Below are 25,162 nucleotides of genomic sequence, written 5' to 3'. Positions count from 1 at the left end.
CCCATTTATTCATCCACCTTTCTTCTGACGGAGACGCTAACGCCTGCCGTAGGATGCCCGAATGCAAGAGCGTTTCCTGTCTTGAGAGGGGCTGTAGGGAGAAGACCGCGCTGCTTCACCAGTTGCACAGAATTTAATTTTGAATTTTGGCTTTTGACTCTTGACTCCTAAATTCTTTCTTGTTAAAAGTACGTAGCTATAAACTTTTCAGCTTTTTTCTCTCTCATCAATGATTCAATGATTAAGTAGGGTTGTATTAACTCTTGACTATTAAGCTTTGACTCATAGATAGTGTAATTTGAGGGACAGAGGGGGTTGACCAACGCCCCCAATTCACATCTGTACTTTAAACTAAAGTCCGACCAAATTCAGAAGACTAAAGATAATACCTAGAGGTCCAGTTATAGTGCTTATGGTATCGCCAGTCTTAGCTGAACCAGATCGGTTGACTACCACAACATCATTATTACGGAGTATAGGATTAGTTTGCTCATTAATCCCAGCGGAGAAATCCACTTTTACTATCCGTTTAGTGACAGAACCATTAGGGTTGAGGCGAATCAAATCAACAGCCTTACTACTAGCTCTGGCATCATTAAATCCTCCAGCAGCGAGTATAGCTTGATTTAAAGAGCTATTTGGCTGAACGTCTGTTAAGCCTGGTTTTTTAACTTCACCTACCACACCAACTTGAATACGTGTAGGAGACAGAGTAGTGGTAGCTAATTGAGTAGCTTCTGCGGGGTTTATTTCAGTAGCCGTTGGAATAACAATTGTATCTCCGTCTTGCACAATGATGTCTTGATTAGCGTCACCACTCTGCAATAATTGCCAAAGATTAATATCTATAGCTTGTTCTGAGCCGGATCGTGTAGGTCGGCGTAGCCTGAGATTACGAACATCAGCCTGTGCTGTAATTCCCCCAGCTAGTTGAATTACCCGCGTCACATTTGGTAGACCAGCGGGATTGGCAGTGCCACTGTTAACGGTATTAGGGGTTGCGTTCCCCTGGGCATCTGTGTTACCTGGGGTGACAAGATAGGAACCGGGACGGTTAACTTCACCAATAATTGTTACTGTACGAGGTGTGGTTTGGCTAGCGGCAAAGTTAGCTGCAAAAAGATTGCGGGATTCTGCCACGTTGAAGTTGGTTGCTGTTGGGACAACTATGGTGTCTCCATCCCGCAAGGTAATATCCTGTGATAATCTGCCTGTTTGAATGAGTTCCTTCAAATTGACACTGACGGCTTGCTCTGAGGAGCGTCCTATTTTACGCCGTAATTGAACTTGAGTCACATCCGCAGCCAGGGTTACCCCCTGTGCTGTTGTCAATGCAGTTAATACTGTGGGGTATTGTACGCCTGGATTATCTCCCGCGCCTCCGCTCAAGCTGAGAGTGTAAGCTCCTGGACGTGTCACCTCTCCAGCAACGAAAACATTGATGGGACGAGGCGATAACAAATTGATTGAGATTAAGGGACGTTTGAGGAAGCGAGCATATCTTCTAGCAATTTCGTCAGCAGCCTGTTCAGTTGTTAGACCGAGGACTGACACGCTGCCAATTAAAGGCAGGTTGATTGCTCCACCTGGGGGAATTTGGTATTCACCTGTATATTCAGGTACTTCAAATACATTTACACGGATGCGATCGCCGCCTCCTAATGAATAATTAGTATCTATTTGTGTTTGTGTAGTTGGTGGTAATGGTTGTCCCTGAGCTAGACTGATACATGGCACAGCGGCATTGACAGCAGTTAACAAAGCCACACCCACAACTGGCTGAGTTAGGAATTTAAACAAACTTATGTTAAACATATTTACTTGAGACTCTGAAACTACGATCAATAATGTACTGTCTAAACATTTTTATTTTGACTATACCTAAGTATTCAAGTTCCCTGACACTCTTATTTTCCTCGAAAAGTGTGATTTCCCGGAGGAAATTTGTTGATTGAATTTGAATTTTTAGTGAAGTTAATTTAAAGTTAACTCTGCTTGATGGATATAGCAATTTTAAACACCTAAAATTTACTATTTGGCAATAAGCAACAAGACTATTTCAGTGAGTTATTTTTTATTTCGATTTGTTGAATAAAAAACTCTTCTAGGGAGTAACGCGACAAGTTCATGGCAATAATTTTACCCTCCATGAGACGAAGACTGGCGAGAAAATCATAGTAATCGTCTTGTAGTGTACCTTGCCAGGAACCATCTGGTTCAAATCTGAGAGTAGGTATCCATTTTTTGAGAACTTCCCAGTCACCACCTTGGCCTTTGACGTGATATGTGTTTTTCGTGCCTAAGAGTTCATTAAGGGAACCAGAGCAAATTAATTCACCTTGCGCGAGGATGGCAATGCGATCGCAAATCTGTTCTACTTCACTAAGAACATGGCTATTAAAAAAAACCGTCTTACCAGCAGCTTTTAGCGCCAGGATAATTTCCCGCATTTGGTAGCGTCCCACAGGATCAAGACCAGACATCGGTTCATCGAGAAAAACCAAATCTGGCTCGTTAATTAGCGCCTGTGCCATGCCAACACGCTGTAGCATTCCTTTGGAATAGCGGCGCAGCAGCTTTTTGCGGGCATCGGCTTGGGATAAACCCACTAATTCCAGCAGTTGGGGAATGCGTTGGCGTTGGACACTTTTGGGAATTTGGAATAGCCCAGCTGCTAGCTGCAAAAATTCCCAGCCAGTGAGATAGTCATACAAATAGGGATTTTCCGGCAGATAGCCGATATGTTGCTTGATAGTGCGATCGCCTACTGGTTTACCCAATAATAATCCCCGTCCAGAGGTAGGACGAATAATTCCCAGCAACAATTTTAAAAGGGTGGTTTTACCCGCACCATTTGGCCCCAGCAACCCAAAGGTTTCCCCTTTGTAAACTGTTAAAGAACAGTTTTTGAGAGATAGGATTTTTTGATTTAGCCAAAAACCAGTGCGATAGACTTTTCGCAACTCAGAAGTTAGGACTACTGGCGCAGTGTTTGTCGGATTAAGTTGAGAATCAGGGTCATCTGCAACAGACTTCATCTCGATTAAATCGCTATTTACCAGCTTGGTATTAATTACAAGTTACCCGATAGGCTGATAATAACCATCACGAAGCAGTGTGTCAATTATCGCAAACAGAGTAGCTGAATTAATACTATAAATGTCAGTCCTGGTAAGTAATTCTCGCTAGCTTTACAAAACGCCTTTAGAACTGGGAATTATACCAGCCCGACGGGGGTCGATTTCCACTGCCAACCGGGTTGCCCTCGCAAACGCCTTAAATGTTGCTTCAATAATGTGATGGGAATTAATGCCATCCAGTTGCCGAATATGCAGTGTCATTTGGCTATGGTTCACCAGTGCCACAAAGAATTCGCGCACCAGTTGGGTATCATAGGTTCCTACCCGCTGGCTAGGAATTTGCAAGCCGTAGCTAAGGTGAGGACGTCCGGAAAAGTCTAGCGCTATCTGAACTAAGGCTTCATCCAGTGGTGCAAGAAAATTACCAAAGCGGACAATGCCTTTTCTGTCGCCCAGTGCTTGGTTCAAAGCTTGCCCTAAGGTAATGCCTACATCTTCGTTGGTGTGGTGGTCATCAATTTCCCAGTCTCCTTTGGCTTGAACATCTATATCAATCAGCCCGTGGGAGGCAATTTGATGCAACATATGATCCAAAAACGGAATGCCAGTTGCTGCGTTGCAAGTTCCTCTACCATCCAGGTTGATGGTAACTTGCACATTGGTTTCACCAGTGGTGCGGTGAACAGTAGCAATCCGAGGGGTTTTAGTTGACTGGTCGTAGTTTGAATTAACTTGGCGATTGGTTGTTTGCATGGGGAGTGGAAAGAGTTAGAAGTTAGGAGTTATGAATTTTTAACTCTTAACTCCTCACTTTATCGCGTCACATTCCCATAATTTCATATCCTGCATCTACATACAGAATTTGTCCGGTAATGCCGCTGGACAAATCACTACACAAGAAAACCGCAGCATTGCCCACTTCTAACTGAGTGACGGTGCGTCGTAGGGGAGCTACTTCTTCTACATGATGAATCATATCCAAAATACCACCTACCGCTGAAGATGCCAAAGTGCGGATGGGGCCTGCGGAGATGGCATTGACGCGGATATTTTGCGGCCCTAGTTCAGCGGCTAGGTAACGCACACTAATTTCTAACCCCGCCTTGGCAACTCCCATAACGTTATAGTTAGGGATTGCCCTGACACCGCCTAAATATGTCAAGGTGACGATACTACCTCCGTCTGTCATCAAAGGTTTAGCTGCACCACTTAACTGCACCAGCGAGTAGGTACTGATTTCTAAGGCGGTGTTGAAGCCTGAACGAGAGGTTTGGCTAAAATCTCCACTCAAATCATCTTTGCTAGCAAAGGCAAGACAATGGATGAGGATGTCTAGCTTCCCCCACTGATCACGAATTGTTTCAAAAGTAGATTGAATCTGTTGATCATTTTGGACATTACAGGGAAGAAATAAGCTGGGGTTGAGGGGTTCTACTAATTCCGCAACTTTTTTCTCCATCTTGCCGCGTTCATCCGGCAAGTAGGTAATACCCAGGTTTGCTCCGGCTTTATGCAGCTGTTGGGCGATGCCCCAGGCGATCGAGCGGTTATTGGCAATACCTGTAACAAGAGCATTTTTTCCAGTCAGATTCAGCATAGAAATTATTAATGCGATCGATCATTAGGAGCATACTAGAATCTGAGGCACGTTTTGTCTTTGTTTTACATAGGATTTGCAAAAATGAATATTGGTAAGGGTGTTTCCTGTGACAAAATTCTTGATTTTTCCTAAAGATATTCTCAAGATATCTTTATTTGTTCTTTAAAAAACCCTTTTTAATACAGCTATTGGAACTACTTATCAAGAACTAGTAGCTGAAAGGATCAACAATTATGTATCATTATAAACAAAGAGTTATGAAGCGATTAGTTTGAGTATAGGAAAGTACAGAAAGGTTGACGGTGCTTTATTCATTTTTCAGGTGTATTCTTAGGTAATCAGTTTTTGTTTTTCCGGCATTGGGTAGGGGAAGGGAGATGATCGTGACACAAGATAAAGCCCTAGCAAATGTATTTCGTCAGATGGCGACCGGGGCGTTTCCGCCAGTTGTGGAAACGTTTGAACGCAATAAAACGATCTTTTTTCCTGGCGATCCTGCCGAACGAGTTTATTTTCTTTTGAAAGGTGCTGTTAAACTTTCCAGGGTGTACGAGGCAGGAGAGGAAATAACGGTAGCACTGCTGCGAGAAAATAGTGTTTTTGGTGTATTGTCTTTGCTGACAGGAAATAAGTCGGATAGGTTTTACCATGCGGTTGCATTTACCCCTGTGGAATTACTGTCAGCACCAATTGAACAAGTGGAGCAAGCACTCAAGGAAAATCCAGAATTATCAATGTTAATGCTGCGAGGTCTGTCTTCGCGCATTTTACAGACGGAGATGATGATTGAAACTCTCGCTCACCGAGATATGGGTTCCAGGTTGGTGAGTTTTTTGTTAATTCTTTGTCGGGATTTTGGGGTTCCTTGTGCAGATGGGATCACTATTGATTTGAAGTTATCTCATCAAGCGATCGCAGAGGCAATTGGTTCAACTCGTGTTACTGTCACTAGGCTGCTGGGGGATTTGCGTGAAAAAAAGATGATTTCTATCCACAAAAAGAAGATTACTGTGCACAAACCTGTTACCTTAAGTAGGCAATTCACATAAATGCAATTGGAGAAAGGGGAATCGGCGCGTGTTGTATTTTGAAAAATGGCACTAATAGCTAGAGGTAAATCTAAAATTGAGTAATTTCAGCTATTGCCAATTTCCACTTCTTTCCAGACAATGGTTAAAAGTAGTAGGCTGTATCTGGAAGGATTTCGGTAGCTAAAAATGACCACCGGATACATCCTCATCGCAGCAATTTTAATTCTGGGAGGCGTAATTGCAACCGTGGGCGATCGCATCGGCACACGAGTTGGCAAAGCCCGCCTCTCACTTTTTAATCTTCGTCCGAAAAACACTGCTGTACTAGTAACAATTTTTACGGGTGGTTTGATTTCAGCATCAACTTTAGGGATTTTATTCACTGCCGACGAAGGCTTGCGAAAGGGAGTCTTTGAATTAGAGGATATTCAAACAGACCTCAGGCAGAAGCGGGAACAGCTAAAAACCGCAGAAACTCAGAAAAGTCAGGTAGAGAGTGAGCTAAACCAAGCAAGAATTGCCCAAGCAAAAGCACAACAAGACTTGCAGGTAATCAATCAATATTTGCAGGCGGCGAATGCCAAACAACGCCAAACACAAGCTCAGTTGAATCGCACCATTAATCAACAAGCTCAAACCCAAACTCAACTCCAACGGACTCAAGGTCAGCTAGGACAAGTTGTAACTCAGTACCAAAAAGCCATAACTGAACTCCAAAGCGTTTACAATCAGAGAAAGGAGCTACAGGCGGCAGTAGAACTACTGAAGACAGAACGTCAACGACTGTACGCTGAAGCTAAAAAAGCCATTGACGAAGCCAAAACAGCTATTGAAAAACGCGATCGCGAACTTGCTAACCGTCAAGAAGCGATAGAAGTGCGCGATCAAAAAATCGTCCAGCTCGATCAACTAATTCAAAAGCGGAATGTAGAAATTACGGCGCGAGAGCAAGTGATTGCCAAACGTGAATCGCGCCTTAAAGAATTGGAAGCGCAACAGGAGCAGCTAGAACTGGAAGTTGCAAGGCTGGAAAAATATTATCAGTCCTACCGCGACCTGCGTCTAGGTAAGCTGGCCTTAGTTCGCGGTCAAGTTCTGTCTGCTGGTGTAGTTCGTGTTACTCAACCTGCTGCTGCTCACCAGGCAGTAGTACAACTTTTACAAGAAGCCAATCGCAACGCCAACCAGAAATTAAGTGAGCCTGGTGCTCCTGCCAATGTAGAGTTACTACGTGTGACCCAGGATAGAGTTGAGCAATTGAGCAAGCAGATTGAGGATGGTCAAGAATACGTGGTGCGAATTTTCTCGGCTGGTAATTACGTCAGGGGAGAAAAGCAGATAGAATTTTTCGCCGATACAGCCCGCAATCAATTAGTATTTTCGGGAGGCGCAGTCCTGGCCACAACCACTGCCGATTCCCAAACCATGACATCTTATGAGTTACAGCAGCGGCTGGAAATACTGATTTCTGCTTCCCAATTTCGTGCCCGTAACGCTGGAATTGTCGAAGATGTCCAAGTAGACGGGACTTTTCTGCGCTTTGTCACCCAATTAAGACAGTATAATCAACCATTGGAAGTTAAAGCGATCGCAGCAGAGGACACTTATACAGCCGGGCCATTGAGAGTAAAATTAGTGGCAATAGTAAACGGACAAATCATTTTTAGTACTTAAAAAATAAAAAAATATTTGCACACTGTTATTAGTAAGATTTAAACATATTTGAACAGTAGCTAAAATACTTGCTGCAATTGCATTTATTCTCTACGAGATGCTATGCGAACATTTCTAATTCTTCATTTTGAATTTTGAATTTATTATGATTTTCCGTGAATTTTCACCAACGCAACCAGTTATTTTAGGGTTTGATCCAGGTCGAGATAAGTGTGGTTTAGCGGTGATGGGACTGGATCGGCAATTGCATTATCATCAGGTCGTGTTAGCAAAAGAGGCGATCGCTACCATTGAGACACTCCGTCAAAAATTTCCGATCTCCTTGATGGTTATGGGAGACCAAACTACAGCAAAGCAGTGGAGACAGCAATTATATCAGGAATTGACAGAACCGCTGAATATCATTTTAGTGGATGAGCGCTACACAACCTTAGAAGCACGCGATCGCTATTGGCAAATGTTCCCGCCCAAAGGGCTAATGAAGCTATTGCCGCAGGGTCTGCGACAGCCACCAAGACCGATAGATGACATTGTTGCCATCCTGTTAATCGAAAGATACTTAAATCGCCTCACGGAATCAGCACTCAACCAATTTTAGATTTTGGATTTTAGATTTTTTCTTCAATCCAAAATCTAAAATTGAATCACTCCTAACTTTTAAAGTTCCGCCCGAATAGTGAAAGCATAGTCTCCTCCAGGCTCTAGCTGGTAGTCTTGTTGCTCCAAGAATCGACCAAGGGGTTCTTTGATTAAGGCACGGCCTTGGGAAGGCTTGACGGCAAGTTCCCCCCGGCGAAAATGCCACTGGAAATGCCACTCAAACTCACCCGCACTCACTTCGCCTTCAAGGAAGCCGTGTTGCCAGGATTGGCGAGTAATTCTAACATGGGCAATGGTTTCTGGCAGACGTTTGGCACTCACAATGCTTTATGTCAAGTGTGGAATAACAGCCGATCATGTAGGCTACTTATTTTATTTACCAAACATAGCTTAATTAAACAAACTGACAAAGTGGGTATTTGTAGTTGACTAGGTTGTGTTAATAAGCAAAACGACTTCGGTATCTTGAAGTCGTAGTTATAACCCAAGACAGTTCATACCAATTCCATGTGAGGTTGCGCTTTATTCACGTAGAGGCAATTCATAAATTGACCCTACAGGATGTTATGGTGATTTTTGTTAATATCTGAGGAATGAGTGTATCCTAGAAACTGCATATCTAATGCTCCTTTCATCAGTGTATTGTGGATTAATTGGGATTTCCTTGAAGGATTTCAGCAAAATTACAGCCCGATAAAGTTTGGAGTATTTATATTGCTTTTCTTGGATATCAAAACGCAGAATATATTTTAATGGATGTTCGATAACTAGGTTTACACGCAAACTTTTACGTTCGATAAATACCTTATCGATACTCTTATAGAAGGTGCAGGTAGTTACAGGTGATGTGGCGAAAAAAGCAGCGATCACCATAATAATCAATGTAAATAAATTTAATAAAAATAGGTAATTTCGCTGATTCTGCTGCACTAATAGGGAAGTTTGCTCAGAGCTGATAAAATCGTTAATTTCAAAAACAACTTCTTGATTCTCTTGATAGCTAACATGTGACAGCAGAGCAAAGTCTCCAAATGGAGTCACAATCATAACTTGATAAGTTTTCGATCCTTTGCTACCAGTCTTTGTAAGAATGTATGCTTCCTGGAGATCAAACATTTTGAGTTTCTCCATACTTCCCAGCAAATTAAACCGCTTCAATTCACAGTTTATTTGGTTTGGTGAAGGTCGAGTGCAATTGAGACTAACTGAAGCAGAATCAAAAACTAAGCAGTAAATCAAAAAGCTTAAACAGATAGTAAAAATGCACCCCCCGCTGAACCAATATCTGAGTGGTCGATGTTTGAGTTGCAATCTAGTGCGGGTTTCCTCTACAATTTTCATCGGTATTTGTGTATAGAATACTTAATCCCTGAGTAGAGTATTCCCCTCGTAGCCCATTCACTTATCGCCAAGTCTAAGTACTAGGGAAGATTTCCGATGAATCGCTAAAAAAGCTTTGGCTAGCTGGTACATAATTGGGGCAGAAAGCTATAGCTAGAAGCATGGAAACCAAACAGCTAGGAAAAAGTAGTATCTTTGTGAGTGCGATCGGTTTGGGTGGTATGCCCATGTCAATTTCTAATCGCCCTCCCGAATCGCAATCAATCCAAGTTATTCATCGGGCCTTGGATCTGGGTATTACATTTATTGACACTGCCGACTCTTACTGTAAAGATGAGTCAGAAAAGCACCACAACGAGCAATTAATTCACAAAGCACTTAGTAGTTACAAAGGCGATGTTAGCCAAGTAATTGTGGCAACTAAGGGCGGTTTGATGCGTCCCAATGGCAACTGGACAAGCAACGGCAACCCAGAACATTTGCGCGAAACAATTCGAGTTAGTTTTGAGGCGTTGGGTGGTGCTAAACCTATCGATGTTTGGCAATACCATTCTCCCGATTCTAATTACACCATTGAAGAATCCCTTGCGCCAGTGAAAGAAGCAGTGGAGGCTGGTTTGATTCGGTTTGTGGGAGTTTCTAACTTTTCCGTAGAACAAATTAAGCAGGCGCGGGATGTGGTAGATATTATCTCGGTGCAGAATCAGTACAGCCCTTGGCAACGACAGCCAGAAAAAGATGGCGTGTTGAAGTATTGCGAACAGCAAGGATTGACCTTTTTGCCTTGGAGTCCCTTTGGTGGTAGGCGTCGCCATCAGGACTTGCAAGATATCCCTGCGATCGCTCAATTAGCGAAAGAAAAAGGTGTGTCAGTGTACAATATCGTTTTGGCGTGGTTGCGTTCCAAATCGCCTGCTATTTTGCCAATTCCTGGTGCTAGCAAGATTTCCAGCATTGAAGACTCAGCACAAGCTATAAATGTGAAACTATCTGATCAAGAAGTGGAAAAAATTGATCGGGCAACTTAATCATTCCACTAGCTTACGTAGATTTAGCAGGGTGCAAAATGTAAAAGTTAAAATTCCTAGATTGCCTGCACTCAGCGCATAGAGAAAAGACATGATCTTAGAAACACACCGCTTGCTAATGCGTGACTTTATAGAGGCAGACTGGCAGGCGGTTTTTGCATATCAATCTGATCCTTTGTATTTGCGTTACAACGATTGGACGCAGCGGACACAAAAGGATGTTTGCGAGTTTATCCAGATGTTTATTGATCAGCAAAAAGAGCAACCACGAACAAAGTTTCAGTTAGCTTTTGTCCTCAAAGAAGAAAATCGGCTTATTGACAATTGTGGTATTCGTGTAAACGACCAGGAAATGCGGGAAGCAAATATCGGTTATGAACTAAATACTCAGTATTGGGGACAAGGTTATGCAACAGAAGCAGCACAGGCCATTTTAAAGTTTGGCTTTGAAGAACTGGGAATGCATCGTATCTGGTCTTGGTGTGTCGCAGAGAATGTTGCTTCTGTAAGGGTATTATAAAAAATTGGTATGCGTTGTGAGGGTCATCTACGGGAAAAAGAGTTAATTAAAGGTAGATGGTACGACAATTTTCTTTATGCTATAGTCACAGTTGCTGGAGAAATTCCATTTCCTAATAAAGCTGGAGCCGCAAAAATTTCTCCAGCAGCTAAGGCACGGAGAATCGTTTCTTTCCCCGTTATCGCTGTTTTGGTAACTTGAATTGAACCACTGACAACAGCATAGAGTTTTGCTGGTAAGACATCGCCCTCATGTAGAATAATCTCTCCTTTGCGATACCGTTGCACTTGAGTGTAAGGTTGCAAACTTACTTTGTCTGCTGTTTCTAAACCTGCAAACACAATAATTTGTGAAAGTTGTTCCAGGGATGCCTGCATGATTAGCCTGATATTGCAAAGGCTGGACGATGATCAATCCAAGGGTTAGCCGCTTCTAATTGTGCTGCTAGGCTGATCAGGGTAGCTTCAGCCGCAGGTTTGCCAATTAACTGCACACTAATGGGTAAACCCCTACTATCAAAGCCTACAGGAATTGCGATCGCAGGCTGTCCAGTTGCATTAGCAGGTGGACAAGGGGCAACCCATTCAATAATATTTTGGAATGTCTCTTCTGGACTCAGCGAAGCCCATTCCCCAACGCGGATAGGTGAATGTAGATAAACTGGCAATACCAGCACATCCACGGTATCGAAAAACGCCACAATCTGCCGTGCCACTATCTGCATTTGCGAAACTGCTTTCAGGTATTCTGCAACAGAACCTGTACGGGCAAATAGCCAGCGATTCAATGGCTGCAAAGCTTCAATAGGAAGTCCTGACGCAGCTACCCCAGCTTGCCAGACGATTTGAAATGGTTCAACTAAACCGCTAAAATCTGGAGATTTCTGTTCAACTTGGTGGCCGAGTTGTTCTAATAACTCGACTGTTTGGCGGACACCTTGCTGACAGTTGGCGTCAGCTTCTCCCAAAGGAGAAATGCTAGTGTCAAAAGCAATTCGCAAAGCACCGAGTTTTGTTTGAGTAGCGGCGAGAAATGATGGTTCAGGATCGGGCAACCAGTAAGGATCGCCTGTGACATAGCCAGAGATGGCATCCAAAAGGGCAGCAGCATCAGCGACAGTCCGGGCGATTGGGCCGTTGGCGGCAATTCCAGCCAGGCGTTCACCTACGGGTGCTTTACTCACTCTGCCCCTGGATGGTTTTAGTCCCACCAAACCACAACAAGCCGCAGGCCCCCGAATTGAACCACCGCCATCAGAACCTTGAGCGATCGCACACAATCCCGCTGCTACCGCCGCCGCTGCGCCACCACTGGAACCGCCAGGGGTGTATTCTAAATTCCACGGATTTCTAGCTGGGGGAAAACCCGTAGGTTCGCTGTATGGGAATGAACCTAATTCGGAAGTAGCCGTTTTACCGATAATAGTAAACCCAGCTTGCTTAATCCGTGTCACAACGCCATCATCATAGTTAGGAATATTGTTCAGTAATGCCGGATTTCCAAAAGTACAGGTAACATCCGCTACAGCATTGAGGTCTTTAATAGAAATCGGCACCCCAAAAAATGGCGGTAATTCGGAGGTAGTTGTCAATAATTCTGTTTTGGCTTTGGCATCTGCGATCGCTAATTCTGCCGTCACCGTAAAATAACTTCCTAATTGGGGATTTAACTGCCCAATCCGTTCTAAATATATTTCCACCAACTCTAACGGTGATACTTCCCGGCGACGAATTAATTGCGCCAACTCTAATGCTGGGGTAAACGCTAAATCAACTTCATTCATAAGTTAGTGAATGGGTAATTTTGGCTTTCTCTGGAATTTTGAAACTTCAATTGTTACTTTAGCAGGATTTCCGGGAACTATACATTTTATAACTCCTGAGATATGTCACTCCCTTAGGATGCTCAGATGCAACAGGCGTGGTTATGTTCTTACTCAAGCCATTTTAATTGTTTCGTATAAACTTTCAACAAATCCCTAAGGGGTATTTATGGCTAACCTAGAAATACTTGTTAGTGAATTGCCAACACTGATTCAGAGTCTCAAACTGAATATTGGCGATTCTAATCAAATCATGGAACAAATTATCCTGATCAATAATGTTCAGGAACAATTACGAAATCTTAAAAAATTAATTGCTCAGGAATTTAAGTTTGATAACATCAACAATTCTGCGATCGCTACACTTCCTCGAATAAGTACTGCAACTAGTTTTTTTATACCTTGTGTTGAGTTAGTAGATTCAGCTATAGCAGAAAAATTTGGCAACTCAAAAACTAAAATTTCATTAACTGATTTACAATCAAAAATTGATGGTTGGATTGAATGGGGTTATTTTTTGCAGGCAATAGCTACTGATATTCTCAGTGATGTTCAGTTAGTCAATCAAATCAATTCTGATATTAATCATCTCAGCCTTAGTGCCAATTTTCAGGTAATTGCTGAAAGCTTAAAAATTAACTTATATTTGGAAAACTCTCATTTATTAGAGCATCAAATTCAAAATATCAGTAATTCTCAAAATGAATTATTACAGTTGCAACAGAAGTTAAATTATATTTTTAATACGATTAAAAATAGTCGTAGCTTATTAAATATTTTATTAGGAGTATCTGCTTTTTGTGGCAAATCGGGCTTCGTTTTAGAATGGTTAGATGATGACCACGAATTAATTATATCAAGTGATGGCAAATTTCAAGAATTGACAGATATTCTGAATGATTGTGATTTTTTCCAAGAACAAATTGTTGCTTTAATTATTCAGGCTGACACTTTAAGGGAACAGGCAGAACAAGCCCTAAAAAAGATTAAACAGGAAAGTAGTAAAGAAGCAATTATTAGCCAGCATGTAGAAATAGTACCATCATCGACACAAAAAATAGTCCGTTCGGCTTTGCTCATCGCCTCAAGTTTATTAATCTTAGGTTTTGGTAGTTGGAAAATTCAAGAGCAAAGTCTAAGTTTAACTCAAGAGGGAAGTGCGATCGTCAAGTTTAAATCTGCTCAAAAACTTGGTATGGAGGCTGCTTCTCTAGTTCAAAAACCACCGCATCCTCTAAAAGTTTGGCAACAAGCACAAAACAAATGGTATCAGGCAATAATCTTGTTAGATAGTATTCCTAATGAAACATCAGTTTATGACCAGGCAAATAAGAAATTGGCTTACTATCGAATTAACTATAAATTTATCAGTCAAAGAGTCTTAATTGAAAAGAAAGCCTTAGCAAACTTAGAATCAGCCCAAAAATTAGCAATAGAAGCTAATTTATTTGGACAAAATTCATCTCATTCGCTACTAATTCGGCAGCAAGCACAAGATAAATGGCAACAAGCAATCAATTTATTAGAAACTATTCCAGAGAGTACGTCTATCTCTATACAAGCTAAAGAAACACTTACTATTTATAAAACTAACTATGCAGCTATCAGTCAAATAAGTAGGTAGGCGGGAAAGATTTATAACTATGTGATTGCGTTGGCGTAAGCCTTCCCGTAGGGTACGTAATGAAATGAAGTGAAGCAATCACAAGAGCTTCTAGCTTTTTACATTTTGTTACATAGTTAGGTTTATTTGTGCTTATCTACTTAATCCAAAATTAATAAATAGACTATAGTAATCTTATTTTATTTGTAAAAATTGCAAGTTGCAGATCCCTGACTTCGTAAAAGTTGTCGGGGATCTGGTTTCTCGTAGTCTTGACACGACTACACCTTAGAACGGTCAGTCAAAATCTCATAACCAGTCTCTGTAACCAACACTGTATGCTCAAACTGAGCCGACAAAGAATTATCCACAGTTACTGCTGTCCAACGGTCAGATAATGTCCGGGTGTGTCTAGAACCCGCATTTAAAATTGGCTCAATTGCCAGTGTCATCCCCGCACGGAGTTTAACATTTGGCATCTCGCGGGTACGGTAGTTGAATACTGAAGGTTCTTCATGCAGATTACGACCGACACCGTGTCCAGTGAATTCTTCAACTATACTAAAGCCGTTAACTTTCACATGGTCTTCAATTGCTCCAGCTAAGTCAAGCAGGTAGACGCCAGCCTTTACTTGTTCAATGCCCTTATATAAAGCTTCTTCTGCTACGCGAATTAATTTAGCAGCTTCTTGCGTCACTTCACCAACAGCAATTGAAATGCAAGAATCACCATGAAAGCCTTGGTAATAAGCGCCCGTATCTACTTTTAATACATCCCCTACGCGAATCACTTTCTTGGAACTAGGAATGCCATGTACTGCTTCATTGTTGATACTGGAGCAGATAGAACCGGGAAAACCGTGGTATCCTTTAAAACTCGGTGTTGCACCCATTTGGCGGATGCGTTTTTCTGCATAAGTGTCCAAATCAGCCGTGGTCATTCCTGGCTTTACTAGCTCGGAAATTTCTTTGAGGACAGTTGCTACAATTGTCGCTGATTGCCGCATGATTTCAATTTCACGCGGCGATTTAATTTCAATTCCTCGGCGCTGTTTTTTCGATGTTGTAGGCTGAGTTGTTTGAGGAAGTAAGTTACTGAAAATGTTCATAGTAAATTAATAATTACTGGTGGCTTTGCCGCTGAAGTATCAATGCTTTCTCTTTCTTTATTATCCATGCTTAGTGCCCATCTCTACCTAATGCTTTTCTCTGTTAACACAGATGGGCCAGCAGTAACGACTACGATTTTATCTGGGTGGAGTAACTCACGAGCCGCTTGATTAACTTGGGTAAGGGTGACTTTCTGGATTTTATCGGTAAAGGAGTGTAATTCTCCTTTATCTAGTCCATACACCTCATTCATCAGAATTCTATCTGTTAATTCCTCTGGGTTTGCCAGAGAAACGTTGTAGTTGCTGATGAGGGTGCGTTTAGCTGTTTCTACTTCCAGTGCAGTGACGCCTTGTTGATGGATTTGCTGTAGTATTTGGCGGGTACTAGCGATCGCTTTGGTGCTATCTCCTGGACTAGTTTGCATCTCAATCACAAATGTCCCTGCATTTTTCCCGGCTTGGAAGGAGCTATAAATTCCATAACTCAAACCTTGGCGATCGCGCACTTCTGCACCTAGTCTACTAGATAGGGTATCGCCTCCCAAAATCTGGTTCAATACTAAGGCTGCATGAAACCGAGGATCATAACGATTAATACCTGTGTAACCCATATAAGTAACAGCTTGGGTTTTACCTGATAAAACTGGGTTTACACTGACTATTTTCTCCGGCATTGATACCGTGGGATATTTTAATGTGGGTGCTTGGCCGCTAACTTCCCAGTCACCAAACTCATTTTTAATCAGCGATCGCACAATGTCTAAATCAAAATCTCCCACCAGCGCTAGCACTGTCGTGTCTGGACGATAATGTTTGGCTTTGAAATCAATCACATCCTGGCGCTGAATCTGCTGTAAACTCTCCTCTGTGGGAAAAGTATGTAAAGGATGTTTTTTCGGGTAAATTGACTGAACAAATATTCTTCTAGCTACTTCTGATGGCTCATCTAATTCCAGTTGCAGATCAGTTAAAGTTTGTTGGCGATGCAATTCCAATTCTTTGACTGGAAAGGTACTATTTTTGACAACATCAGCCAATATCTCCAGGATTATCGGCAAATCCTCTGCTAAACTATCACCTTCGATATGTACACCTTCGCGGTAGGTTTGAAAGTTTAGACTCACTCCTCGTTCTGCCAAGACTTTGGCTATAGTTAAGACATCCTTGCTCTTAGTACCATTGAGCAAATTATCTGCGACAAAAGCAGCTAGTCCAGCTTTATTCTCTGGATCAAATTCCGTCCCAGCTTGAATGTGGCCGCTCAGGGTAACGGTGGGAGTACTATTGTCAGGTAACAGTAATATCCGCATTCCGTTAGGTAATTTTAATTCCTGTGGTAAGACTCGTGCGATTGCATCTCTAGCCAAATCCACAGGTGGTAAGTATTTCGCTACCTCAGAAGGAAGCACGGGTACGCCAGGAGAGAAATTATCTGTAGTTTGAGCTGAGTCTGGTTTGTCACCAACTCCTGTTATCCGCTTCTGGGTTGGTTCAAAAAAGCCTGCTATCCGGGCTTCTTTTGTCAGGTATTTGTTAATCACAGCAACAACATCCGTCGGCTTCACCAGACGGACAGCTGCCAAATAACGGTCTGTGTAGCGATAATCACCAGCAGTTGTCTCATCATTGCCCAATCGCATTGCTTGAGAGGTGATATCACGGTTACTCAAAATTACATCTGCTGTTAATTGAGTTTTAGCTCGTTCTACTTCCTCAGGTGTCACACCTTTTTCTGTTACATTAGCAATCGCACTACTCAACACTGAGTCAATTTTTTTCAAATCTTGTTTAGATCCAGCCGTCACCAATACCTCATACCAGCCAGATTCTCGCAAACTGGTAACCGACGCTGTGACTTCACTAGCTAAACCTGATTCCACTAATACCTGATAAAGCCGAGAATTCCGTCCCTCTGTCAAGATGTAATCCATCACATCCAGCGCCGGCACATCCGGTTGATTTGCATCCGGTAGCGGATACACTGCCTGCAATAGCCGCCCTACTCCCGGTTCTCGCAATACTATGGGAGTGCTGTTAGCGGATAGCTGTGGTTTAGCCCGTGCTGTTAGCGGGGCGTTTAGCCCGTGTTGAGTGCTAAGTGTTGGGAGGGTTGAGTGTTGAGTGTTAAGTGAGGCTTTTGACTCAGCACTGTTCTTTGCTAATTTGCCAAACACCTCTTTAATTGTTTCCAGGGTATTTGCAGTTTGAAAATCTCCAACAATCACTAAGACGGCATTATCGGGACTATAAAAATTGCGGTAATATTTTTGTACCTGCTCAACTTCAAATTTCTCGACATCAGCTTTGGTACCACCTACAGGCAACCCGTAAGCATGATTGGGAAACACTGCCTGCATGACGGCGCGGTTGAGGCGATATTCTGGGCTATTTTCGTAACCCTGCAACTCTGAAATTACTACCCGCTTTTCATTCGCTAGTTGCTCTGGCTCAATCTGAGAATTTTGCATTCTGTCTGCTTCTAGCACCAAAAGCGCTTTCAGCTTGTTTCGTTCTACAGTACCGTAATACGCAGTTTGGTCATAGCTGGTGAAAGCATTAGAATCACTACCTAAAGCACTAAACAAACGTCCAAATTGAATCGGACGATTTTTTGTACCTTTAAACATCATGTGTTCCAACTGGTGGGCAATGCCATTCACGCCCGGTTCTTCGTTGCGTGAGCCAACCTTGTACCACACCTGCACTGTCACCACTGGCGCAGTATGTACTTCCTTTATCAGAACAGTTAAACCATTCTCTAGCACTGTCTTGCGGACGTTTTCTGTCAGTGTTGAGGGCATTATTGTTTTTGCTAAGAAGGTTGACTGGTATTTTTCTTTGTTAGATATAGCTGCATGTTGGCTATGAGCAGGTTGATCGCTTAACAAAAAAACCGCTACTAGCCATAGGCTTAAAAGTAATAACGGCAAGGGATATTTATAAAATCTGGAAAATCCATACATTTATTTAGCAGATATATCTGTAAATTAAGTTACATAGTTATTTTGGAGAGTGACCATAGTTTAATCTGGTAACAAAATCTGTTACTTCGGTAACAATACAAAAAACAATATATTAGCAACAAAGGTAATAAAAAAGCTAAATTATGGGAGTTTTGCTAAAACCCGAATGAATTCCAGAGGTAAGCCATCGGTATCGGCGATGAAAGCCACTTCGTAAATGCGATCGCCTATTTGCTGTTGTGTCGGTTCTAAAAGTACTTTCAAGGGTTGTAATACTTCGGGTTGACTCTCAGCAGCTACGGATACACGTTCTTGTAAATTTGTCAACCAGTTAGGTAAATCTGGTGTAATCTCAGTTAAATCGAACGAGAGATGATAGTACCCCACATAATGTTCGTCAGCAAAAGCATCTGGGGCTGGCTTTGGTTCAGGAATTTGGATTAGTTCAATTCTGCCGCCCAATCCTTCCATCCAGCAAGCTAGGGTGTAGCCTGTAGTAAAGCGTTCCGAAATTGTAAACCCCAAATGTTCGTAGAAAGCGATCGCTCGATGAATATTTGCAGTCCGAATAGAAACGTGGTGCATAACAAAAGTTAGGAGTTGTAAATTATGAGTTATAAGTTGAATTTAACTCCTAACTTCTAACTCCTAACTTGTAACTTTACTCAAATAACCTGAAATAGGGGTAGCGTACAGGGACGCCAGGCTCTTTTTCCAAGTCAAAATTAATCACTTCCCAACAGGCATCTTCTGAGGTATCAGGGCTAAACTCTACGGGTAAGCCGTATAGTCGAGCAGCAGTAGCTTCCGGTTGTCCAGAACGCCAAGGTGTACTGCGTTCCAAGTAGCCACTCATCAATTCCTGATAGCGTTGAGCAATTATCACTTTTGTTGCTCGATAGCCTTGAGTATAAAGCTTGTCTAATGCTTCATGAATTTCAAAGCGAATACCATCGGGATGAGTATGCTGCCTATACCATTCATTATTCCACCTTCGCCAATGACGTCCCGATTGCAAATGGATTAACTCTCCATTTTTAGGATTAGCTTCAAACGCGCCATGACGCGGACACAAATAGGTATCTGTTAATGTCAGCGCCGGAATAGTCTGGCGACAATGGGGACACTGTATTTCAGGTCCAAACATCGGGTACTGCAAGCCTGGATTCATCATGAAGTGCGTACAAACATAATTTTGTCTTCACCAGCACTAGTAGGTTGGATTATACACTTCGGCTTCGCCACTTTTGGTTACTTGCTCACTTTTGCAAAGACACGGGCTTGCAGCAGTAATATTGCTAACTAGTGTTTTCCTCAGCGTAGAGGCTTGACGCTGTGATATCCTGGTTGTGAAACTAGCCTCACAAGTTGGATTTTCTCCAGTGTTCCTGGGTACCATATTCATATTCTATCGTGTCTACCGCTTCTTACTGGACATCTGTCGATTTTTCTCAAGCTGCCTTTATCGCAGCTAATGCTGTTGTTATGGGTTCGGTAAATATAGCAGCAGGGGCGAGCATCTGGTATGGAGCAGTGGTTAGAGGAGATGTAGAACGGATTGAAATTGGCGAATATACAAATATTCAAGATGGGGCAGTTATACATGGTGATCCTGGTTTTCCGACAATTTTAGAAGATCATGTTACCGTGGGGCATCGCGCTGTAATACATTCCGCTTACATTGAGCGTGGAAGTTTGATTGGCATTGGCGCGGTGATTTTAGACGGGGTACGAGTGGGTGCTGGTAGTATTATCGGTGCTGGCGCAGTCGTAACTAAGGATGTACCTCCGTTGTCCCTAGTTGTGGGCATTCCTGGCAAAGTGTTACGGCAAGTAACAGAAGCTGAAGCCGCAGAACTCATTGAACACGCTAAACGTTACCAAAAGTTAGCTTTAGTTCATGCTGGCAAGGGTACTGATATCGGGTTTAAGAAGTCTTAGGGAGTGGGGAGTAAGAATTTTAGATGTTTAGATTGAAATTTAATCCAAAAGACGCTCGCGGACTCGCTAACGCTGCGCTATAGTCAATCGAAAATCCAAAATTGAATTGCCCAATGCCCCATAATTTAAACATTCTTTACATATAGGTTGGGAAAAGTTGCCCACTTCAGCTAAAAATAAAAATGAGAGCAGTTGACAAAACTTTAATTTCTACTTAAAAGAGGGGTTCTAGATATGGATATCGATTTCCGTATAGCGATAGTTTTAGCACCAATTGCCATTGCCGCTAGCTGGGCAGCGTTTAATATTGGCGCTGCGGCTTTAAGACAAATTCAAGGCTTTTTTGATCGGGAAGCTTAAATTCGGCTCAATATCATCACTCTTCAACCGACTGTTTCTCTTCACAGGGGCAGTCAGTTCCTCTTTTCCAAGTTCTGAATAAAGAATAGGACTTAGGCACACTCTTTGAATTATTCTCTGCTAGACGCTGTGTGATCGCGAAGTGTCTAGTAGAGTTGGCTCTTTTAGCGTCAACTCTTAAAGACGAGAGGCGTTCACGTAGTATCTGGTAAAATTGGCGGTAGCCTGCGGCAAGCCACTACATGTCTACGAGAAATTAAGCTTTTTAGCAATTCTTGCGTAAGTCCTAAATAAGTAAAATTCCCGACTCCCCACTCCTTCTTCCTTGAATATCGATTCTGTAATACAACCCCTTCAACGCTTTGGTGTCCATTTGGGACTTGATCGCATTGTCAACCTATTGGCAAGTCTCGGTAATCCTCATCACCAAATCCCAGTAATTCACGTTGCTGGCACCAATGGCAAAGGTTCGGTTTGTGCCTATCTTTCTTCAGTACTTACTGAGGCTGGTTATCGTACAGGACGCTACATTTCTCCCCATTTAGTTGATTGGACGGAACGTATTTGTTTAAATGAACAGCCAATTTCCTTTGAGGAATTGAGCCAATTATTAGAAAAAGTCCAAGCTGCTATTCGTCCTCAGGACGAATCGGCAACTCAGTTTGAGGTAATAACGGCGGCTGCTTGGTTGTATTTTGCCCAGCAGCAAGTGGATGTGGCTGTGGTAGAAGTCGGACTAGGAGGGCGCTTGGATGCTACCAATGTCTGCTTGGAACCGCTGGTTACTATTATCACTTCCATCAGCCGGGAACACTGGCAGCAACTTGGCCCCACCCTCGCCGATATTGCTAGAGAAAAAGCAGGTATTCTTAAACCTGGATGTCCGGTTGTGGTTGGACCATTGCCACCGGATGCAGAGAAAGTTGTGCGATCGCGTGCTTTAGAATTACAATGTCCGATTTTTACGCCTCAACCCGCCCGTCAACTAGCGTTAGGATGGGCAGAATATCAAACTATTCAAAATTCTAAATCAATTAAATATCTTTTACCATTAGCCGGACAAATTCAATTAACTAATTCAGTTTTGGCTTTAACTGCTTTAGAAATTCTCCAACAACAGGGTTGGCAGATTTCGGAAGAAGCCATAATTAACGGCATGGCAAAAACTAAGTGGCCGGGGCGGATGCAATGGACTACCTGGAACAACCATAAATTATTAATTGATGGTGCTCATAATACAGCTGCTGCCCAAATTCTTCGTCAGTATGTTGATAGCTTAGATGCAGTTAACCACAAGCCCGTTAGTTGGGTTATAGGAATGTTTTCCGATAAGGATCATGCGGATATTTTTGCCGCCCTGCTACAACCAGGCGATCGCCTTTATTTAGTACCAATATCAATAGAACCTTGGCCGGGTAGAACTTCTGCTGATTTAGACTACCTAGCAAACCTAGCTTACAGCCTTTGTCCAGAATTAGGCGATCGCCAAATCTATCCAGATTTATTCACAGCATTAGAAGCAGCAACCTCAACTGCTATCACAGACGATTTAATCGTTTTGTGTGGTTCCCTTTATTTAGTAGGCGATTTTTTATCTACAACCAATATAATTCGTAAATCATAATTACGAATTACAAAATTTATCTTTGATTCCATTGTTGCGCTGCATCTTCTACAGCTTTATCTATACTCTTCTCACCTAACATTGCTGCTTGCAAGTTTTCATAAACTGCTTTTTGTAAAAGGTTGAAATCCTTCAAAGTCGGGGTTAATATTTCTGCCTGTTGTAGTTCTTTAGCACTAAGAACTCGCGCTTTTTGTACTGTTGAAGCATTAGCTGGAATATCTTTAAAGTAACTATCAGACAATGCTTTGACTGTAGAAGGTAGGACATTTGCAGCTTTAGCAAAGGCTAACTGATTTTCGTCATTGGTAACAAATAAAGCAAACTTCACAGCGCCGTCTGGTTGTTTAGTGTCGCGGGGAATAACTATGTTCATCACCGCGACATTTTTTTTCCCTGTGTCACCAGTAAGTTGAGGAGCTATTCCCGATGCTTGAGCAATTTTCGGGGCATTATTAGCGATCGTTTTCAGAAACTCCGGTCCAGAAGCAAGAAACACAGTCTCTCCAGATTGGTATAAATCGATCGCGTGGCGATGTCCTTGCGTCAAAGCTTCTTTTGGAAGCAACCCTTTTTTATACAAGTCTACCCAATACTGAAACGCTGCTTTACCTTGTGCTGAATTAAACGCTGCTTTCCCCTCAGCATCTACTAGAGTGACTCCCATTTGCACAAAAGATTCCAGCACTTCACCAGAATCTTGCGGTACAAAAGTCACAAAAAAGGCATATTTGCCAGTTTTATCTTTAATTTGTTGAGCTGCTTGTGCCAATTCTCTGTAGGTTGCAGGTGGTTTATTGATACCTGCCTGTTTTAATAAATCGGTGTTATAAATGGTTAACCGTGTGGTGAGATACCAGGGAATCCCAAAACTCTTGCCATTAAGCGTAGAAGATTCCCAGATATTCGGTAGATAGGAGGAACGTACATCCTTTGGGACTTTTGCATCTAAATCTAACCAGGCATTTCGTCCGGCAAGTTGGGAAGCAAAACCCGGATTCAGGTTAACTACATCAGGTGGCGTTTTTGCTGAGACAGCTGTTAAAATTTTGTTCTCCATCGCCGCCCAAGGTACATCAACCCAGTTAATCTTTATACCTGGATTTTGCAATTCAAAATTCACAATTAGGCTTTTGAAGTAGTCGGTAAATTGAGGTTGGAGTTGCATCGTCCAAAACTCAATAGTTGCCGCTCCTGAAGTAGCCTGTTTTGTACTTGTACTAACATTACCTGTGCTGCAACTTACAATCCAACTGGTTAATAAGCCAAGCAGTACAAAAGCAACAAGTTGTTTAAATTTTCGTAATTGAATCATTTTCCCAGTATTTTTACGCTTGCTCAGTGTGAAAAGCTTAGACAAAATTGTCGAGATTATAGGCTAAATAAATTACCTAGAACACCAATTCAGTAATCCTGGAAGAACTTCTCCCCTAACCCCTCTTTGCTTTGGAGAGTGGAGTTTATCTCCCCAAACCCTTGTAGGAAAGGGGGCTGGGGGCTTAGGTTTTTCATTAATGACTCTAGCACCAAGTCCGTTTTTAGTATCATTTAAATTTTCAATTTAGTAGTCCAGCGGGCACAACTGTGGTACAAAGCTTCAATCGTCTGTTTGGCAAATCGAATAAAGGGGTCGGTATTGAACTTGCTCCCGAACGGGTAAATGTAGTTCAGCTACGCAAGCAGCGTCAAGTCTTGAAACTAGAAACCTTTACATCAGTAGCAGTTCCAGAAGGCGTAGTTACCGATGGTCAAATCACCGACCCCGCAGCAATGGCGCAATTAATCCAGCAGGCGCTAGCTGAGAGCAAAATCAAAACTTCTCGCGTGGCCACTGGTGTACCAGGGCGAGATTCCATCGTTCGGATCATCCCTGTGCCAGCAGAGTTAGATGACAAAGAACTGCGAGAAATGGTGCTAAACCATGAAGCAGGTTTATATTTACCCTATCCTCGTGAAGAGGCTGATGTAGATTATCAGAAACTTGGGTACTTTGTAGATGAAGATGGCATTGAAAAAGTACATGTACTCCTAGTAGCCACCCGCAAAGAGATAACGGATACCTATATAAGTACATTCCAGCAAGCAGGATTAGAAATCGATGTTTTAGAAATTAACAGTTTTGCTCTGATTCGGACTATTCGTGAGCAATTGCGACAGTTTGGCCCGCAAGAAGCAGCAGTATTAGTTGATATAGAGTTCGACAGTACAGAAATAGCCATCATCGTTAATGGAGTGCCGCAATTTTCACGCACAGTCCCAATCGGGACTTATCAAATTCAAACTGCCTTAGCAAGAACAATGAGCTTACCCACTTCACGAGATATGGAACTCTTACACGGAATGATTATTCCCCCAACTTCCATAGACGGTGGGAAAACCGGCGTGACCGAACTTGATCCTGGGATGGCAGCCATATTGAGAGTATTGGGAGAATTAACGGATGAACTGCGCCGTTCCATCGATTTTTACCTTAATCAAAGTGAAAATTTGGAGGTAGCGCAGATTTTATTAGCTGGGCCAGGAGGTGGACTGCAACAGCTAGATGAATTCTTTACCCAACGATTGAGCTTGCCAACTACCCAAATAGATCCAATCGGGGCTTTGTCCTTGGAGGTTGACACTGATAAATATCCACAGGTGCAACGCTCTGGCTTGGCGATTGTACTTGGTCTAGGAATGCGGGAGGTGTAATACCAATTTTAGATTTTGGATTTTAAATTTTGGTGAAGCAGCGCGGTCTTCTCCCTTGGCGTTAGCCTCTCCCAATGTGATTCGGGGAGACGATGCCGCGCATAGCGCACAGTAGTAAGCCTGCGTACCCCTACGGGGATCTTGCTAGCAAGAGCGTCTCGTAGAGTGCGTC

The 25,162-nt window shown here is 42.5% G+C and carries 22 protein-coding genes and 1 pseudogene; 10 read left to right on the top strand and 13 right to left on the bottom strand.

Annotation, left to right across the window (positions count from 1 at the left end; all coding sequences use genetic code 11):
- Positions 1–351: 351 nt before the first annotated feature.
- The 4 genes from V7K21_RS24230 to fabI all read right to left on the bottom strand — a co-directional run bounded on the left by V7K21_RS24230 (position 352) and on the right by fabI (position 4,677).
- Positions 352–1,815 (bottom strand): SLBB domain-containing protein, encoded by a 1,464-nt coding sequence (locus V7K21_RS24230; RefSeq protein WP_335177742.1) that lies wholly within the window; start codon positions 1,813–1,815, stop codon positions 352–354.
- A 239-nt stretch (positions 1,816–2,054) separates the two neighbouring features.
- A complete protein-coding gene (locus V7K21_RS24225) occupies positions 2,055–3,038 on the bottom strand; it encodes an ABC transporter ATP-binding protein (RefSeq protein WP_335177740.1) in 984 nt (327 codons plus the stop codon).
- Positions 3,039–3,191: 153 nt separating this feature from the next.
- Positions 3,192–3,833: an imidazoleglycerol-phosphate dehydratase HisB gene (hisB, locus tag V7K21_RS24220; protein WP_335177738.1), complete on the bottom strand. Its 642-nt coding sequence runs from the start codon at positions 3,831–3,833 to the stop codon at positions 3,192–3,194.
- A gap of 67 nt (positions 3,834–3,900) precedes the next feature.
- Entirely contained in the window at positions 3,901–4,677 is a 777-nt protein-coding gene (fabI, locus tag V7K21_RS24215; RefSeq protein WP_335177736.1) for an enoyl-ACP reductase FabI, read from the bottom strand.
- A 380-nt stretch (positions 4,678–5,057) separates the two neighbouring features.
- Between fabI and ntcA the strand changes: the two genes are divergently transcribed.
- From ntcA to V7K21_RS24200, 3 genes are all read left to right on the top strand, one after another.
- On the top strand, positions 5,058–5,729 hold the full coding sequence (gene ntcA / locus V7K21_RS24210) for a global nitrogen regulator NtcA (RefSeq protein ID WP_010998529.1): 672 nt from the start codon (positions 5,058–5,060) through the stop codon (positions 5,727–5,729).
- A 168-nt stretch (positions 5,730–5,897) separates the two neighbouring features.
- Positions 5,898–7,385, top strand: a complete 1,488-nt coding sequence (locus V7K21_RS24205) for a DUF3084 domain-containing protein (RefSeq protein ID WP_335177735.1) — start codon at positions 5,898–5,900, stop codon at positions 7,383–7,385.
- Between the two features lie 145 nt (positions 7,386–7,530).
- Positions 7,531–7,983, top strand: coding sequence for a Holliday junction resolvase RuvX (locus V7K21_RS24200; protein ID WP_335177733.1), 453 nt, complete (start codon positions 7,531–7,533; stop codon positions 7,981–7,983).
- 59 nt (positions 7,984–8,042) lie between these two features.
- On the opposite strand, the gene V7K21_RS24195 is transcribed toward V7K21_RS24200, so the two are convergent.
- Both V7K21_RS24195 and V7K21_RS24190 read right to left on the bottom strand, forming a co-directional pair.
- Positions 8,043–8,306, bottom strand: coding sequence for a DUF3146 family protein (locus tag V7K21_RS24195; RefSeq protein WP_069070640.1), 264 nt, complete (start codon positions 8,304–8,306; stop codon positions 8,043–8,045).
- A gap of 258 nt (positions 8,307–8,564) precedes the next feature.
- Entirely contained in the window at positions 8,565–9,101 is a 537-nt protein-coding gene (locus V7K21_RS24190) for a hypothetical protein (protein ID WP_335177731.1), read from the bottom strand.
- A 386-nt stretch (positions 9,102–9,487) separates the two neighbouring features.
- Here V7K21_RS24190 and V7K21_RS24185 point away from each other — a divergent pair, with 386 nt between their 5' ends.
- Together V7K21_RS24185 and V7K21_RS24180 are read left to right on the top strand one after the other, a co-directional pair.
- The gene (locus tag V7K21_RS24185; protein ID WP_335177729.1) at positions 9,488–10,354 is read left to right on the top strand and encodes an aldo/keto reductase; all 867 of its coding nucleotides are present in this window, start codon (positions 9,488–9,490) and stop codon (positions 10,352–10,354) included.
- Between the two features lie 91 nt (positions 10,355–10,445).
- The gene (locus tag V7K21_RS24180; protein ID WP_335177727.1) at positions 10,446–10,874 is read left to right on the top strand and encodes a GNAT family N-acetyltransferase; all 429 of its coding nucleotides are present in this window, start codon (positions 10,446–10,448) and stop codon (positions 10,872–10,874) included.
- Between the two features lie 83 nt (positions 10,875–10,957).
- Here the strand turns inward: V7K21_RS24180 and V7K21_RS24175 are convergent.
- Positions 10,958–11,251, bottom strand: a pseudogene (locus V7K21_RS24175) (cyclic nucleotide-binding domain-containing protein); the annotation flags it as partial.
- A 2-nt stretch (positions 11,252–11,253) separates the two neighbouring features.
- Positions 11,254–12,657, bottom strand: a complete 1,404-nt coding sequence (locus tag V7K21_RS24170) for an amidase (protein ID WP_335177725.1) — start codon at positions 12,655–12,657, stop codon at positions 11,254–11,256.
- Between the two features lie 208 nt (positions 12,658–12,865).
- Here V7K21_RS24170 and V7K21_RS24165 point away from each other — a divergent pair, with 208 nt between their 5' ends.
- The gene (locus V7K21_RS24165; RefSeq protein WP_335177723.1) at positions 12,866–14,320 is read left to right on the top strand and encodes a hypothetical protein; all 1,455 of its coding nucleotides are present in this window, start codon (positions 12,866–12,868) and stop codon (positions 14,318–14,320) included.
- Positions 14,321–14,580: 260 nt separating this feature from the next.
- Here V7K21_RS24165 and map read toward each other — a convergent pair whose 3' ends face one another.
- From map to V7K21_RS24145, 4 genes are all read right to left on the bottom strand, one after another.
- Positions 14,581–15,408 carry a type I methionyl aminopeptidase gene (gene map / locus V7K21_RS24160; RefSeq protein ID WP_335177721.1) on the bottom strand — a complete coding sequence of 276 codons (828 nt, stop codon included), beginning with the start codon at positions 15,406–15,408 and terminating at the stop codon, positions 14,581–14,583.
- A gap of 83 nt (positions 15,409–15,491) precedes the next feature.
- The gene (locus V7K21_RS24155; RefSeq protein WP_335177719.1) at positions 15,492–18,374 is read right to left on the bottom strand and encodes a M16 family metallopeptidase; all 2,883 of its coding nucleotides are present in this window, start codon (positions 18,372–18,374) and stop codon (positions 15,492–15,494) included.
- A 141-nt stretch (positions 18,375–18,515) separates the two neighbouring features.
- Positions 18,516–18,959 carry a VOC family protein gene (locus V7K21_RS24150; RefSeq protein ID WP_335177717.1) on the bottom strand — a complete coding sequence of 148 codons (444 nt, stop codon included), beginning with the start codon at positions 18,957–18,959 and terminating at the stop codon, positions 18,516–18,518.
- A gap of 76 nt (positions 18,960–19,035) precedes the next feature.
- Complete coding sequence (locus tag V7K21_RS24145; RefSeq protein ID WP_442935949.1) at positions 19,036–19,545, bottom strand: TIGR02652 family protein; 510 nt, start codon at positions 19,543–19,545, stop codon at positions 19,036–19,038.
- A gap of 242 nt (positions 19,546–19,787) precedes the next feature.
- Between V7K21_RS24145 and V7K21_RS24140 the strand changes: the two genes are divergently transcribed.
- From V7K21_RS24140 to V7K21_RS24130, 3 genes are all read left to right on the top strand, one after another.
- A complete protein-coding gene (locus V7K21_RS24140) occupies positions 19,788–20,315 on the top strand; it encodes a gamma carbonic anhydrase family protein (RefSeq protein WP_335177715.1) in 528 nt (175 codons plus the stop codon).
- Between the two features lie 234 nt (positions 20,316–20,549).
- Positions 20,550–20,675 (top strand): photosystem II protein Y, encoded by a 126-nt coding sequence (locus tag V7K21_RS24135; RefSeq protein ID WP_335177713.1) that lies wholly within the window; start codon positions 20,550–20,552, stop codon positions 20,673–20,675.
- A 325-nt stretch (positions 20,676–21,000) separates the two neighbouring features.
- Positions 21,001–22,299, top strand: a complete 1,299-nt coding sequence (locus tag V7K21_RS24130; RefSeq protein WP_335177711.1) for a bifunctional folylpolyglutamate synthase/dihydrofolate synthase — start codon at positions 21,001–21,003, stop codon at positions 22,297–22,299.
- Positions 22,300–22,315: 16 nt separating this feature from the next.
- Here V7K21_RS24130 and V7K21_RS24125 read toward each other — a convergent pair whose 3' ends face one another.
- Entirely contained in the window at positions 22,316–23,614 is a 1,299-nt protein-coding gene (locus V7K21_RS24125) for an ABC transporter substrate-binding protein (protein WP_335177709.1), read from the bottom strand.
- 269 nt (positions 23,615–23,883) lie between these two features.
- Between V7K21_RS24125 and pilM the strand changes: the two genes are divergently transcribed.
- Entirely contained in the window at positions 23,884–24,990 is a 1,107-nt protein-coding gene (gene pilM, locus V7K21_RS24120; protein WP_335177707.1) for a type IV pilus biogenesis protein PilM, read from the top strand.
- Positions 24,991–25,162: the final 172 nt, after the last annotated feature.

It is taken from the genome of Nostoc sp., assembly GCF_036919595.1.
Classification (GTDB): domain Bacteria; phylum Cyanobacteriota; class Cyanobacteriia; order Cyanobacteriales; family Nostocaceae; genus Nostoc.
This window is presented reverse-complemented; position numbering and strand designations above follow the sequence as displayed.